Below are 13,629 nucleotides of genomic sequence, written 5' to 3'. Positions count from 1 at the left end.
CCTAGTCGAGAGCCTCGGAAAGAATGAGCCATTCCTCTTCGAGGGCGTCCCGGCTCGCGGACAGCTCGCGCAGCGTGACGTCGAGCTTAGCGACGGCCTCGAAATCGCTGGTCTGGGCCAGCTCGGCCATTTCCGCGTGCAGCTTTTCTTCGCGCTCCGCGCTCTTCTGCAGCTGCCGCTCGATCCGGGCGAGCTCCTTCCGCGCGGTCCGCTGGTCGGCGGCGGACGTCGCTCCGGCGTTCGCGGTCGTCGACTGCTCCGTCGTCGCGGCACGGCTTCCTGCCGAGCTCAGTGCGTGGCCGTCCTTGCGCGCCCCGCCCATCGCCGATTCGCGCAGGCTGAGGTATTCATCCACGCCGCCGGGCAGATCGCGAATCGCACCATCGCCGAGCAGCGCCACCTGGCGGTCGGTGACCCGTTCCAGCAGATACCGGTCGTGGGAGATCACCAGAAGCGTGCCCGGCCAGCCGTCGAGCAGGTCTTCCAGCGCGGCGAGCGTGTCGGTGTCGAGGTCGTTCGTCGGTTCATCGAGCAGCAGCAGGTTCGGCTCGCCGACCAGCAGCCTGAGCATCTGCAGCCGCCGACGCTCACCGCCGGAGAGGTCCGCGACCCGTGTCCAGGCCCGCTCCCGGGTGAAGCCCAGTCGTTCCACCAGCTGGCCGGCCGAGACGTCCTGCCCGCCGATGGTGAAGAACTCCCGTTCAGCCCTTATTACCTCGACGGTGCGCAGCTGCATCACGTCGTCGAGCTCGCGGACTTCCTGGCTCAGCATTGCCGGCTGCAGCGTCTTGCCCCGCTTGATCCGGCCGCTCCCCGGGCTCAGCGCGCCGGTGATCAGCTTGAACAGCGTTGTCTTTCCGGCGCCGTTGACGCCGACCACACCGTAGCGGTCGCCCGGGCCGAGCCGGAAGGTCACGTCATCGAAGATCACCGTGCCGTCATCCAGGGAATAGCTCACGTTCTCGACGTCGACGACATCCTTGCCCTGGCGCGCGGTCGCCATCTTGTGCAACGCGACGGAATCGCGCGGCGGCGGCTCGTTCGCGATCAGCTCGGCGGCCGCGTCGAGCCGGAACTTCGGCTTGGACGTCCGGGCCGGGGCGCCGCGGCGGAGCCAGGCCAATTCCTTGCGCATCAGGTTCTGCCGGCGGCTTTCCTCGACGGCAGCGGCACGATCTCGTTCCGTCCGGGCCAGCACGTAGGCGGCATAACCACCTTCGAAGATGTCGACGAGGCCGTCATGCACCTCCCAGGTACGCGCCGTTACCTCGTCGAGGAACCACCTGTCGTGGGTCACGACGACGAAGCCGCCGCGCTGCGCCGGCCACCGCGACTTCAGGTGCCTGGCCAGCCAGGCCACGCCTTCGACATCTAGGTGGTTCGTCGGCTCGTCCAGCAGCAGCAGGTCATGGTCGCCGATCAGTAGTTTGGCCAGAGCGACTCTTCGCTTCTGACCGCCGGACAGCGTGGAGACGCGGGAGGCCCAGTCCACGTCGGCGAGGAGGCCGGAAATGACGTCACGAATCCGGGCTTCTGTGGCCCACACGTGGTCGTCAACGTCACCGACAACCGCATGCCGAACGCTGTCGGTTCCGTCGAGGACGTCCTGCTGATCAAGGAAGCCGATCGACAGGCCGCGCTGCGGCGATACCCGGCCTGAATCGGGCATCGCACGGCCGGCCAATATTCGGAGCAAAGTCGACTTCCCGTCGCCGTTGCGGCCGACGACGCCGATTCGTTCCCCTTCCTCGACCCCGAGAGAGACGCCATCCAGAATTGTGCGGGTGACGAAGGTGACACTGAGGTTTTCTGCGTTGATCAGCGGGGCCATCTAGGCGAGTCCGCCCGGATTCGCGGCGCAATCGGCCAACGGGGTGTTCTGTGCTGTCACGTTGTCTTTCGGGTTGCGGAGGGATGTTCATCGTGCGGTCGGATCACTCGCGCGCCACCGGCAGGAGAAGTGACCCGGTAAACCTGGTCGATCTCGCCGGATGCCGAGAGCATCAGCGCGGTTTCCAGAGCCTGCTCGGCGTCCGAGACCAGGAACGCGAGCGTCGGCCCTGACCCGGAGACAATACCAGCCAGAGCACCGACCTGTTCCCCAATGTCGAGTGCCCGAAGCAACTCGGGCTTCAGTTCCATTGCTGCCGTCTGCAAGTCGTTGTGCATGGCCTGCGCGAGCGTTTCCGGGTCGCCCGAGCGCAAAGCATGCATTATGCCGTCCGGGATGGTCGGGTCCGGAACGCTCCGGCCTGAACGTTGCTTGTCCAGCGTCGAGTAAACGATCGGCGTGGACAACTCCCCTTTCGACGTCGCGATCACCCAGTGGTAGACGCCGCGTCCCAGCGCCGGCGTGAGCTCGTCGCCGCGGCCGAGGCCGATCGCTGTCCCGCCGATGATGGCGAATGGCACGTCGGCGCCAAGCACGGCACCGATCTCGCACAGTTCCTGCTTGCCGAGTTCGAGATTCCACAGTTCGTCACAGGCAACCAGGGTCGCGGCGGCATCGGCCGATCCCCCACCCATGCCACCGGCAACCGGTACGTTCTTCGTCACGGTGATATGCACACCGCCGGCGATCCCGGAATGGTCTGCCAGCAGACGTGCTGCCCTGATCGCGAGATTGCTGCCGTCGGTCGGAATCTCCCGGTCCGAGAACGGGCCCTTGAGCTCAACCGAGAAACCATCTGCTGGAGTCACGGTCACCGTTTCGTACAGCGAGACCGCCTGATAGAGGTTCGCGACATCGTGGTATCCATCGTCGCCCAGCGGCCCGACCCCGAGGTGAAGATTGACTTTTCCCGGGGCGCGCGCGCTGACGGTGAGGCTGTCTGGCACCGGCTTGACCGTCATAGCCCTAACCTAAGCGACAGAGCACGCGTAAGTCTCATTGGGGCGCGGCGGCGACTCGTTGTTTTGCCTCGGCGATCCGAGCGAAGTCATGGACGTCGATCGCCTCGCCCCGCAGCCGGTGATCGATACCCGCCTCCCGTAGGCAGTCTTCGGCCAGTTGGGCCGACCCCGCCCAGGACGACAGTGCTGAACGCAGGGTTTTTCGCCGCTGCGCGAAGGCAGCGTCGATGGCGGCGAAAACCTCGAGCCGGCTCGCCGAGGTGATCGGCGCGGTGCGGCAGGTAAAGGACACGAGTCCCGAATCCACCTTCGGCGCCGGCCAGAACACATGGCGTCCGACGGCGCCGACCCGCTTCACATCCGCATACCAGGCGGCCTTCACCGAGGGAACGCCGTAGATTCGGGAGCCGGGCGCGGCCGCTAGCCGGTCGGCCACCTCTGCCTGAACCATTACGAGCACCCGCTCGAGCTGCGGAAACAGTTCGAGAAAATGCAGGAGCACCGGGACGGAAATGTTGTATGGAAGGTTAGCCACCAGCGCCACCGGCGGTCCCGCTTCGCCTGGCAGTTCCTGCAGTCGCAGTGCGTCCTGATTGACGACCCTGAAACGGCCGTCGGCCTCAGGCTGGTAGCCGTGCACTGTTTTCGCCAGCTCGCCGGCGAGCTTCGGGTCGATTTCCACCGCGGTGACAGTTGCGCCGGCCTCAAGTAAACCAAGGGTGAGCGAGCCGAGACCCGGGCCGATCTCGACGATGTGCTCACCAGGTTGCACGCGTGCGGTTCTGACAATCCTGCGCACTGTATTGGGATCGATGACGAAATTCTGGCCCAGCTGCTTGGTCGGCCGGATGTCCAACCGTTCGGCCAGCCTGCGGATGTCCGCCGCGCCGAGCAACCTTGAATCGTCCGTGGCGCCGCCACTCTGCACAGAATCTGTCACCCCCAGAGCTTAACGGCTCCGGCGCTCTGCTTCCTTGGCTCTATTTTCTTGGCGTCGGCGGGCGGCTCCAGCGCTCTGTTTCCTTGGCGTCGGCGGGCGGCTCCGGGCAGCGGGCTTAGGGCTGCTGCCCCTGGTTGTGTCACCCTTGACGGGTGGATGCCGACAGCCTGAAATTGCTACTCGATCCGGCGGGCTTCGCCCTGCTGAATGAATTGCCTCCCTACGACGAATCGGAATCGCTCCGGCTGTCCGAGCAGCTGCGCGCAGCTGGACACCCTGCGGAACTGGTTGCTGCGGCGCTGACTCAATCCCGACTGCGCGACAAGGCGACCTCAAAGTTCGGCGCATTCGCCGCGGACATGCTGTTCACCGCTGACGGCCTGGAACAGGCGACCAGGCTCTCCGTGGCGGCGCGGCATGCCAACCGTTTCGCCCAGGCCGGGATCGAGAAGATTGCCGATCTGGGCTGCGGAATCGGCGCCGATGCGATGGCGATGGCCGCCCTCGACCGACAGGTGCTGGCAGTTGATGCCGATGAAGTCACCGCCGCTATCGCCTCAGTGAACCTCCGTCACCTGCCTACTGCGACCGTGCGTCATGCCCGGGCCGAGGACACCGATCTGTCCGGGTTCGACGGCGCCTGGCTTGATCCGGCCCGCCGATCACCTGGCCGCAGCGACTCACAGGGGCGAACCAGCAGGATTTTCGATCCCGAAGCTTTTTCTCCTCCACTGTCGTTCGTGACATCGCTTGCGGCCGACCTGCCCGCCCTGGGTGCGAAGCTGGGGCCCGCACTACCGCATGAAGAGATTCCGCTCGGGGCCGAGGCACAGTGGACGTCCGTCGGCGGGAGCGTCGTCGAGGTCGCCCTGTGGTGGAATGCCACCGCCCGCAAGGGTGTGCGGCGGGCTGCGCTCGTCATCGGTCGTGATGGCGGCGTCGCTGAGGCGACCGATATCGACCTGCCAGAACAGGCCGTCGGTGAGATCGGTGGTTTCCTGTACGAGCCGGACGGCGCCGTGATCCGATCGGGTCTGGTTACCGCGCTTCTACCGATAACCACCGGCCGGCTGATCGACCCGAAGATCGCCTACGTGACTTCAGATGTCGCGGTGTCCACTCCCCTGGCCACCGGTTGGCAGGTTGAGGACGTGCTGCCATTCAGTCTGAAGAAGCTCCGCGGCTACCTGCGCGAACGGAATATCGGCATCCTCACCATCAAGAAGCGCGGGAGTGCGATCGTCCCCGAACAGCTGCGCAAGCAGCTGCGGTTGGAGGGCAGCGAAGAGGCGACAATCGTCGTCACGAAAGTTCGCGGCAAGCAGGTTGTCATTATGGTTCGACCTCTTATCGGCGCGGACGTTAGGGTTGCCCCATGACCGATACCAGTGTCCGCGAGTCAGTGTTGATTTCCGCGGCTCAGCTTCAGGAGGAGCTCAGCTCCGGCACCGCTACTGTCCCCGTGGTGCTGGACGTGCGATGGGCGCTCGGCGGCCCGAACGGCCGCGCAGCGTACGACGCCGGCCACATACCGGGCGCGATCTACGTTGACCTCGAATCGGAACTCACCGGGCATGGCCGGTCAGCGTCCGAGGGCAGACATCCTCTGCCGGACGTCTCAGATTTCCAGGCGGCCGCCCGGCGTTGGGGAATAAGCGACGATAGCGACGTTGTGGTCTATGACCAGACCAGCGGCATGGCCGCAGCTCGGTTGTGGTGGCTGTTGCGCTGGGCCGGATTGAGAACGGTTCGGGTGCTCGACGGCGGGTACCCGTCCTGGCTGGCTCACAACGGTGCCTCGAACACCGCCCCTGAATCTCCGGAACCCGGCACTGTGTCTTTCTCCGCCGGCCAGATGCCGACACTCTCGGCCGAAGAAGCCGAGGCCTACGGTCAGAGCGGCGTCCTGCTCGATGCCCGCGCCGGCGAGCGATACCGGGGCGAATCGGAACCGATCGATCCGAAGGCCGGACATATTCCGGGTGCCGCGAGCGCTCCGACTACCGAGAATGTTTCCGGTCAGGAGTTCCTGCCAACCGAAAAGCTTCGAGCCCGCTTCGAGGATCTGGGTGTGACCGACTCCGCGAAAGTTGGCGCCTACTGCGGCAGCGGAATCACCGCCGCCCACGAGGTGCTGGCACTTGCGGCGATCGGCGTCGATGCCGCCTTGTACCCTGCGTCCTGGTCCGGCTGGTGCTCGGACGACAGCCGCCCCGTGGCCACCGGAGTTGAGGACTAGCAGCGCTTCGCGTTCTATCGCCTGATCTCAGAGCCGCGGTTATGCCGCCTGATAGGTCCGCGTCCGACCAGCACCGCAGTGGGCCGTCGCGCCGTGGTGGCCGATGAGATCGGCGGCAGTCACGCTCCCCCGGGGGCCGGTGCCCGGTGCCCCCGGGGCCGTCGCGCTCGGGGGCCATCGTGCTTGCCGACCCGGTGAGACCTCCGGTAGGGAAGGCGGACGCCGACCTCGTTGAGGCCGCGGGCCATCGCGCTCGCCGATCCTGATGAGGCCGCTCCATCCGGTGAGGCCAGCGGCCGTCACGCTCACCCGGGGGCCCGCGCTCGCCGCGACCTGGTGAGGCCACGTCGTCGGTAGGGAAAGCGGACGCCGGGTGACTGTCAGTGCTGGGTGGGAGCATGGGGTTATGGAAGGGAAGAGCAGAGTCGCTCGGCCGGTCGACGGCCCTCAATTGTTGATTGAGCAGGCTGTCGATCAGGCGGTGTCCGGGACCGTGAGCGCGGAGTCTTTGAGGTTGTTGCGGAGCGTGTTGGACCGGTCTCTGGCTTGTGACTTCGGTGAGTACGTCGTCTTGTTGGAGCGGCTGGATGAGGCGGAGGAACTGCCGGAGGAGCTCCGGGTTGATGTGATCCGGGCCTGGGAGCGCGTTTCCGCCAGCGCCCGGGCCCGCCAGGACGACCAGCTGGCGGAACACCGGGCGAACGCCGCTGCTGCCGCGGCCCGGGTGTACCGCGCCCAAGCAGCGGGGAGTACCCGGCCTGGGGTGGATGAGTTGGAGCGGTTCGCCCGGATGGAAGTCACCGCCGCCCTGAAATGGACCGATGGGCACGCTAAACGCCGGATCGATCAGGCGTCCCGGGTGATCGACCGGCTGCCGAGTACGCACGTCTTGCACCGAGCCGCAGCACTCAGCTCGAGCCAGGTCGCGGTGCTGGATGAGAACTCGAAAGACTTCGACGCCTACCAGGCCGCAGCGTTCGAGATGTGGCTGCTACCGAAAATCCCGGAACTCACCGTAGCGAGAACCCGGCGCCTCGCGGCACGGTATTGCGCGAACTTGTGCCCGGAGATCCTCAGCGACCGACTCGAACAAGCCCTCCAACGCCGGTGCGTGAAGAAACAGGCCTGCCCGGACGGGATGGCGATCCTGGAAGCCTATTTGCCCGCCGATGCCGCGGAAATCGTGTACAACTGCCTGACCACATTCGCCCACACCGGCCCGCCGGAGACCACAGTGTCGCAACGGCGTGCCGATGCCCTGGTCGACCTCGCCCTGGCCGGTCTCGCCGGCTACACCGACCCCGCCGGCAGAGCACTGACCACGACCTTGAACGTCACCATCCCCGCCACCCTCCTAGCCCAAACACTGGACGACCTCGCCGCCCGCGAAGGTGGCGATAGGACAGGTGTTGGCTCTGGCGGGGCTGGAAGTGGCGACGATCAGACGGGCACCGTGGGAGGTCGGCCGGACGACGGCATGACGGGCAGCGGCAACGACGCGCATTCAACTGCGGGAGGCGCGACCGCCAGCGGCAGCGCAGCCGGTGCGAGCGGTACCTCTAGCAGCAGCTCGGATGTCCCTCGCGGCGATTTCGCTGGGGCTGACGCTTCCAGGAACGCGACCGCGACCGGCCCACCCACCGAGGCCCGGCCGGCTAGTGACGAGGAACCAGCCGGTGCGGCGATCCTGGCCGGATACGGCGTGATCCCACCGACACTCGCAGTCAGACTAGCCGCGGACGCCACCTGGCGGCGGATCATCACCGACCCCATCAACGGAACCGTCCTCCACATCGACAGCAACGAATACCGCCCACCCGAAGAACTCAAACGCTACGTAGTAGCCCGCAGCCAACACTGCATCTTCATCGGCTGCACCGTCCCGGCACACAAATGCGACCTGGACCACACTGTTCCGTTTCCGGTGGGCCGGACCACCGCAGCGAACATGGGCCCGCTCTCGCGCGGACATCACCGGCTAAAAACATTCGGACAATGGAAACTCGAACAGCCAGAAAACGGCGTCTTCCGCTGGACCGACCCACACCACCGGCAATACTGGGTCACCCCAGAACCACTAGAAAGCGAACCCCTCCACGACCTCAACCTCGCCCTACCAGACACCCCACCCTTCTGACCAAAACACGCGCTTTGGGTACTTGCTCGCCGACATCTGCTTCAGCCATGGCCAGTTCTCCTCATCTGGGCAATTACCGGGATCCATACCCACGGCCGAGGAGATTTAATCGGCGCGCAGTTGCTCCTGCCGGGATCCGGACCGGACCGCCTGGGGCCGCGCCGGCGCCAGTTCGGCCTGCCTGCTGAACTGACCGGTCAGCAGCAGGGCCGCGACGATAACGGCCGTCACGATCCAGCCGGAGAAGCCGAGCGCGCTCGTCGTGCTGGCATTCGGAACGGTACCGGCCTGGTAGGTCAGCAGAATCAGCGGCCCGGTGGAAACGTTCAGAGCCGCGTGGCCGAATACCGCCGGCCAGACCGACCCGGTTCGAAGCCGAGTCCAGCCGAGCAGGATGCCGAAGGCGATGCAACCGCCGGTCATCAGCGCCACGCCACCGATGTCGGTGCGACCGAAGTTATAGCCAAGCAGGATGAGCGGCGAATGCCATACTCCCCAGACGGCACCGGTTATCACCAGGGCGGGCCAGGTGCCAAGAGGCCGCAGGCTGGTCAGCAGCCAACCACGCCAGCCGACCTCCTCGCCGAAAGCGAACAGAGCGGTGAACAAGCCATTGAACGGGATGCTCGCAAGCTGAATCGCCACGATCAGAGCGAACGGCACCGCCGCGAACGGTTTGCCAGGATCAATAGCGCCGGTCGAGGCCAAGTACTCGCGAAATCCAGAAAGGCCGGCCAGGTCGAGGTCGGCCCAGCCGACCGCCCCCGCGAACAGAATGGTGACGAACACGAATGCCATCACGGCAAAGTACGTGCCCACGGTCATCCAGACCACCCGCTTGGCCGACCGCAGCGGCCAGATGCCGAGGTAGCGAGCTTTCGCTATCCGAGTACCATCGCTCCCGCGGCGCTGCACTATCAATGCAACGATCGTGGCGAGCGCCGGCGTCAACATCATGACCGCCGCGACAACCTGAACCATCACGGCATCGCCCAGGCCCTTGCCGTTCGTCCAGAGCGGGATCGCCACCAACCAGGCAAGCGCGCAGGCAGTCAGAACGAACACAACGACGGCCGGCCATGGCACGCGAACCGGCCGCGCCAGGCCGACGACCTGCGGCCGGTCCGCCGCAGCATCCGCAACACCCGCAGGCGTGACAACGGGAGCGTGGCCTCGGTTGGTGAACTTGTTCATAGCTTCACGCTAAGTCCGGGCCGCCGCTCCCGTCGTCAGTCGCGCGACTGATAACGCGCGACTGATATTGGATCAGGATTTCTACCGAGTGGGCGCTTTGTCTTCCGGACGCTCGACATCTTCCGGACGCTCGACAGCCGAGCTGCCGGCGCTCCCCGGCTGCGGCGCAACGCCGTCCTGCGCGCCGTCCTCCGTCTTCTCGCCCGTCTGCCGCTTGGCTGCAGCAACAACATCCCCGGCACCACGCCGCTTCATCGAGAAGATACTCGACTGGCCCGTGCGGTTCTTGTTGAAGATGTCGAAAGCCACCGCGAGCAACAGGACCAGACCCTTGATGAACTGCTGGTAGTCGGTGCCAACTCCCAACAGCGACATGCCGTTGTTGAGCACACCCATGATCAAACCACCGGTGATAGCGCCGGTCACGGTCCCGATTCCACCGGTAACGGCGGCGCCACCAATAAAGGCTGCCGCGATGGCGTCCAGCTCGAACAGGTTACCCGCACCGGGCCCGGCAGAGTTCAGTCGGCCGGTGAAGACAAGCCCGGCGAGCGCCGCCAGCACGCCCATATTGACGAACAGGAAGAAGTCGACGCGCTTCGTGTTCACGCCGGACAGCTGCGCCGCGTGCAGGTTGCCGCCGACGGCGTAAATGTGGCGGCCGAACTTCGAACGGTTCATCACTGCGGTGTACGCAAGAATAAGGACTGCCAGCACGACGAGCACAACCGGCGTGCCCCGGAATCTCGCCAATAGGATGGTCAATCCGAGCACCATCACAGCGGTGAACGCCAGCTTGATGCCGAACCAGGTGCCGGGCTCATCTTCGAGATTCAGCTTGACCCGGTCACGACGAGTCTTCACCTGTTGCGCGATCAGGAAAACTGTAGCTAGGACGCCCAGGCCGACGGTGAGCCATTCCAACGGCGCGTTTGGCGCGATGTCCGGCAGGAATCCACCGCCAAGTTCCCGATACTCCTCGGGGAACGGCGTGATCTGCCGATTTCCGAGCACTATCTGGGTCAGGCCGCGGAAAATCAACATGCCGGCCAGAGTGACTATGAACGCCGGAATACCCACGTAGGCGATCCAGAACCCCTGCCAGGCGCCCACCAACGCGCCGACGACGAGCGAGGCGATAATCGCAGCCCACCAGGGAAAGCCCCAGGACTGAATCATCACGCCGGAGAGCGCACCGACGAAGGCTGCCACCGATCCAACGGACAGATCGATATGCCTCGCGATAATGATCATCACCATGCCGATGGCCAGAATCAGGATGTAGCTGTTCTGCACGATGATGTTTGAGACGTTGCCCGGCTGCAGCAAAGCGCCGTCGGTCAGAATCTGGAACAGGACCACGATGACGATCAGGGCAATGAAGATGCCGATCTGTCGTAGCCGGCTGGCCAGGAAGGCCAGCGCGTTTGGGACAGCTGCCATGATTAGTCTTTCTCCTTGGTCATATAGTGCATCAGCTTCTCCGGCGTGGCCTGCTCGCCAGACACCTCACCGGTGATCCGGCCCTGCGCCAGCGCATAGATCCGATCGCAGATGCCGAGAAGTTCCGGCAGCTCCGAAGAGATCACGATGAGGGCCTTCCCGGAAGCAGCCAGCTGATTGATAATCGTGTAGATCTCGTACTTGGCTCCGACATCGATTCCGCGGGTCGGCTCGTCGAGAATCAGCACCTCGGGGTCGGCGAACATCCACTTGCTCAGCACAACCTTCTGCTGATTTCCGCCGGAGAGCTGTCCGGTGATCGAGCCGACAGATGGCGCCTTGATGTTCATGCTCTGCCGGTATTCGTCGGCAACCTGGTATTCGCGGTTGCTGTCGACCCAGCCGCCGCGGGCCAGCTTGTTAAGTGCCGCACCGGAGACATTGCGCTTGATGTCGTCGATCAGGTTCAGGCCGTAGTACTTTCGGTCTTCCGTGGCGTAGGCGATTCCGTTGTCGATCGCCTCGCCGACCGACCGGGTCCTGATCTCCTTGCCCCGGAGAAACACGCTGCCACTGATGTGCGAACCGTAACTCCGCCCGAAGACGCTCATGGCGAGCTCTGTGCGTCCCGCGCCCATCAAGCCGGCAATGCCGACGACTTCGCCGGCCCGGACGTTCAAGTTGGCGTTGTCGATGACGACGCGCGAGGTTTCACGTGGGTGGTGCACAGTCCAGTTCTCGATCCGGAATACCTCATCGCCGATGTTGGGCGAGCGATCCGGGTACCGGTTGTCCAGTTCCCGGCCAACCATCGCCTTGATGATCCGGTTCTCGGATACGTCGTCGGTGTTGAGATCGAGGGTCTCGATGGTTTGCCCATCGCGGATGACGGTCACCCGGTCCGCGATCGCCTTGATCTCATTTAGTTTGTGGCTGATCAGGATCGAGGTGATGCCCTGTTCCTGCAGCTGGCGGATCAGGCCGAGCAGGTGAGCGGAGTCCTCGTCGTTCAGTGCGGCGGTCGGCTCATCGAGGATCAGTAGCTTGACGTTCTTCGACAGCGCCTTGGCGATCTCGACCAGCTGCTGCTTGCCGACGCCGATTTCGGTGATCTTGGTGGCTGGATTGTCTTTGAGGCCGACGCGTTCCAGCAGTTTCGCGGCCTCGAGGTTGGTCGCGTTCCAGTCGATGAAGCCACGCCTCGATATCTCGTTGCCCAGATAGATGTTCTCGGCGATCGAGAGGAACGGGCTGAGAGCCAGCTCCTGGTGGATGATCACGATCCCGCTGGACTCACTGTCGCGGATCGTCTTGTATTCGACGGTCTCACCCTCGTAGACGATGTCGCCCTGATAGGAGCCATGCGGATACACCCCGGAGAGCACCTTCATCAGGGTCGACTTGCCTGCGCCGTTCTCCCCGCAGATGGCGTGTACTTCGCCACGTCTCACATCAAGGTTGACGTTCGCAAGCGCCTTCACACCGGGAAAAGTCTTGGTGATATCGCGCATCTCGAGAATGCGGTCTGCCATTCCCTGCCTCACTTCATTGTGGTCATTACCGGCCGGAGAATACGACAAATCGTACCGGCGGAAGGGGTCGGTGGGCGAGGGAACCGCGGCTCCCCCGCCCACCAACTGTCTTACTTCAGGTCGTCTTCGCTGTAGTAGCCGCTGTCAACCAGGATCTTCTGGTAGTTGTCCTTGGTGACGATGACCGAATCGAGCAGGTACGACGGCACGACCTTCTCGCCGTTGTCGTAGTCCTTGGTGTTATTCACCTCTGGCTCCTTGCCATTGAGCACGGCGTCGACCATCTTCACGGCCTGGTCACCCAGCGCGCGGGTGTCCTTGTAGATGGACGAGTACTGCTCGCCGGCGATGATCGACTTCACGGAGCCGACTTCGGCATCCTGGCCGGTAATGGTCGGCAGCGCGTTCTTCTCGTATCCGCCAGAGGTCAGCGCCGAAATGATACCGATCGACAGTCCGTCGTAAGGCGACAGCACGCCGTCGAGCTTGGTGTCACCATCAAGCTGCAGCAGGTTCTCCATCCGCTTCTGCGCGGTTTCCGGCAACCAGCGAAGAATCGCGGCCTGCTCGAATTCCGTCTGCTTCGACGGAACCTTGATCACTCCCTTGTCCATGTAGGGCTGCAGGGTGTCAATGGCGCCGTCCCAGAAGAACTTGGCGTTATTGTCATCCGGGCTGCCGGCGAACAACTCGACGTTGTACTCCTTCTTGGCGTCCGGGTTGTCCTTGCCGTCCTCGGTCAGCACGCCCATGCCGGTCAGCAACGACGTAGCCTGCTGGACGCCGACCTGGTAGTTGTCGAAGGTCGTGTAGTAATCGACGTTCGGCGATCCGTTGATCAGCCGGTCGTAGGCGATCACCGGAATGTCCTGCGCCTTGGCGGTTTCCAGCACGTCCGTCAGGGTGGTGCCGTCGATCGATGCGATGACGAGGGCCTTCGCCCCCTTCGAGATCATGTTTTCGATCTGCGATACCTGGGTGGGAATGTCATCGTTCGCATACTGCAGGTCGGTCTTATAGCCGAGTTTCTCCAGCGACTTCTTAACATTCTCGCCGTCGGCAATCCATCGCTCGGATTGCTGGGTCGGCATCGCGATGCCAACGAGAGCGCCCTTGTTTTCACCTTCTGCGGCTTCATCTCCGCCGCCGCGTCCTCCGGAGCAGGCGGCCAGGGTTAGCGCAACTGCGCCTGCTGCAAGACCAAGAAGAATTTTCTTAGCTTTCACGGGTAGTACCTCTCAGTTTCAAATCTGGACGTCGTTGTCACAGCGTGCGCCCACGCTGGCCTTCG

Annotated in this window: 10 protein-coding genes; 3 read left to right on the top strand and 7 right to left on the bottom strand. The window is 64.2% G+C overall.

The genetic code is table 11. The annotated features are described in order from the left end of the window. Position 1 precedes the first annotated feature (1 nt). The 3 genes from LWF01_RS03910 to rsmA are packed head-to-tail and all read right to left on the bottom strand — an operon-like array spanning position 2 to position 3,793. Positions 2 to 1,831 carry an ABC-F family ATP-binding cassette domain-containing protein gene (locus LWF01_RS03910; protein WP_349639735.1) on the bottom strand — a complete coding sequence of 610 codons (1,830 nt, stop codon included), beginning with the start codon at positions 1,829 to 1,831 and terminating at the stop codon, positions 2 to 4. A 56-nt stretch (positions 1,832 to 1,887) separates the two neighbouring features. Next, positions 1,888 to 2,853 carry a 4-(cytidine 5'-diphospho)-2-C-methyl-D-erythritol kinase gene (locus LWF01_RS03905; RefSeq protein WP_349639734.1) on the bottom strand — a complete coding sequence of 322 codons (966 nt, stop codon included), beginning with the start codon at positions 2,851 to 2,853 and terminating at the stop codon, positions 1,888 to 1,890. Between the two features lie 34 nt (positions 2,854 to 2,887). Further along, entirely contained in the window at positions 2,888 to 3,793 is a 906-nt protein-coding gene (rsmA, locus tag LWF01_RS03900; protein ID WP_349639733.1) for a 16S rRNA (adenine(1518)-N(6)/adenine(1519)-N(6))-dimethyltransferase RsmA, read from the bottom strand. 152 nt (positions 3,794 to 3,945) lie between these two features. Here rsmA and LWF01_RS03895 point away from each other — a divergent pair, with 152 nt between their 5' ends. The 3 genes from LWF01_RS03895 (at position 3,946) to LWF01_RS03885 (ending at position 8,169) form a co-directional block, all read left to right on the top strand. Beyond that, positions 3,946 to 5,172 carry a THUMP-like domain-containing protein gene (locus tag LWF01_RS03895; RefSeq protein ID WP_349639732.1) on the top strand — a complete coding sequence of 409 codons (1,227 nt, stop codon included), beginning with the start codon at positions 3,946 to 3,948 and terminating at the stop codon, positions 5,170 to 5,172. Further along, the gene (locus LWF01_RS03890) at positions 5,169 to 6,032 is read left to right on the top strand and encodes a sulfurtransferase (protein WP_349639731.1); all 864 of its coding nucleotides are present in this window, start codon (positions 5,169 to 5,171) and stop codon (positions 6,030 to 6,032) included. The genes LWF01_RS03895 and LWF01_RS03890 overlap by 4 nt, the downstream gene beginning before the upstream one ends. A 406-nt stretch (positions 6,033 to 6,438) precedes the next feature. Beyond that, the gene (locus LWF01_RS03885) at positions 6,439 to 8,169 is read left to right on the top strand and encodes a DUF222 domain-containing protein (RefSeq protein ID WP_349639730.1); all 1,731 of its coding nucleotides are present in this window, start codon (positions 6,439 to 6,441) and stop codon (positions 8,167 to 8,169) included. Between the two features lie 105 nt (positions 8,170 to 8,274). Here LWF01_RS03885 and LWF01_RS03880 read toward each other — a convergent pair whose 3' ends face one another. From LWF01_RS03880 to chvE, 4 genes are all read right to left on the bottom strand, one after another. After that, a complete protein-coding gene (locus LWF01_RS03880) occupies positions 8,275 to 9,363 on the bottom strand; it encodes a CPBP family intramembrane glutamic endopeptidase (protein WP_349639729.1) in 1,089 nt (362 codons plus the stop codon). Positions 9,364 to 9,444: 81 nt separating this feature from the next. Then, on the bottom strand, positions 9,445 to 10,806 hold the full coding sequence (mmsB, locus tag LWF01_RS03875) for a multiple monosaccharide ABC transporter permease (RefSeq protein WP_349639728.1): 1,362 nt from the start codon (positions 10,804 to 10,806) through the stop codon (positions 9,445 to 9,447). Positions 10,807 to 10,808: 2 nt separating this feature from the next. Next, positions 10,809 to 12,338 carry a multiple monosaccharide ABC transporter ATP-binding protein gene (gene mmsA, locus LWF01_RS03870; protein ID WP_349639727.1) on the bottom strand — a complete coding sequence of 510 codons (1,530 nt, stop codon included), beginning with the start codon at positions 12,336 to 12,338 and terminating at the stop codon, positions 10,809 to 10,811. 110 nt (positions 12,339 to 12,448) lie between these two features. Then, positions 12,449 to 13,564, bottom strand: a complete 1,116-nt coding sequence (gene chvE / locus LWF01_RS03865) for a multiple monosaccharide ABC transporter substrate-binding protein (protein WP_349639726.1) — start codon at positions 13,562 to 13,564, stop codon at positions 12,449 to 12,451. Between the last annotated feature and the right edge of the window lie 65 nt (positions 13,565 to 13,629).

This window comes from Saxibacter everestensis (genome assembly GCF_025787225.1).
Classification (GTDB): domain Bacteria; phylum Actinomycetota; class Actinomycetes; order Actinomycetales; family Brevibacteriaceae; genus Saxibacter; species Saxibacter everestensis.
This window is presented reverse-complemented; position numbering and strand designations above follow the sequence as displayed.

What these genes read in the sequence shown, in the direction of transcription:
- LWF01_RS03910 (WP_349639735.1), bottom strand. Translation starts at nt 1,831, where the DNA reads ATGGCCCCGCTGATCAACGCAGAAAACCTCAGTGTCACCTTCGTCACC.
- LWF01_RS03905 (WP_349639734.1), bottom strand. Translation starts at nt 2,853, where the DNA reads ATGACGGTCAAGCCGGTGCCAGACAGCCTCACCGTCAGCGCGCGCGCC.
- LWF01_RS03890 (WP_349639731.1), top strand. Translation starts at nt 5,169, where the DNA reads ATGACCGATACCAGTGTCCGCGAGTCAGTGTTGATTTCCGCGGCTCAG.
- LWF01_RS03885 (WP_349639730.1), top strand. Translation starts at nt 6,439, where the DNA reads ATGGAAGGGAAGAGCAGAGTCGCTCGGCCGGTCGACGGCCCTCAATTG.
- LWF01_RS03880 (WP_349639729.1), bottom strand. Translation starts at nt 9,363, where the DNA reads ATGAACAAGTTCACCAACCGAGGCCACGCTCCCGTTGTCACGCCTGCG.
- mmsB (WP_349639728.1), bottom strand. Translation starts at nt 10,806, where the DNA reads ATGGCAGCTGTCCCAAACGCGCTGGCCTTCCTGGCCAGCCGGCTACGA.
- mmsA (WP_349639727.1), bottom strand. Translation starts at nt 12,338, where the DNA reads ATGGCAGACCGCATTCTCGAGATGCGCGATATCACCAAGACTTTTCCC.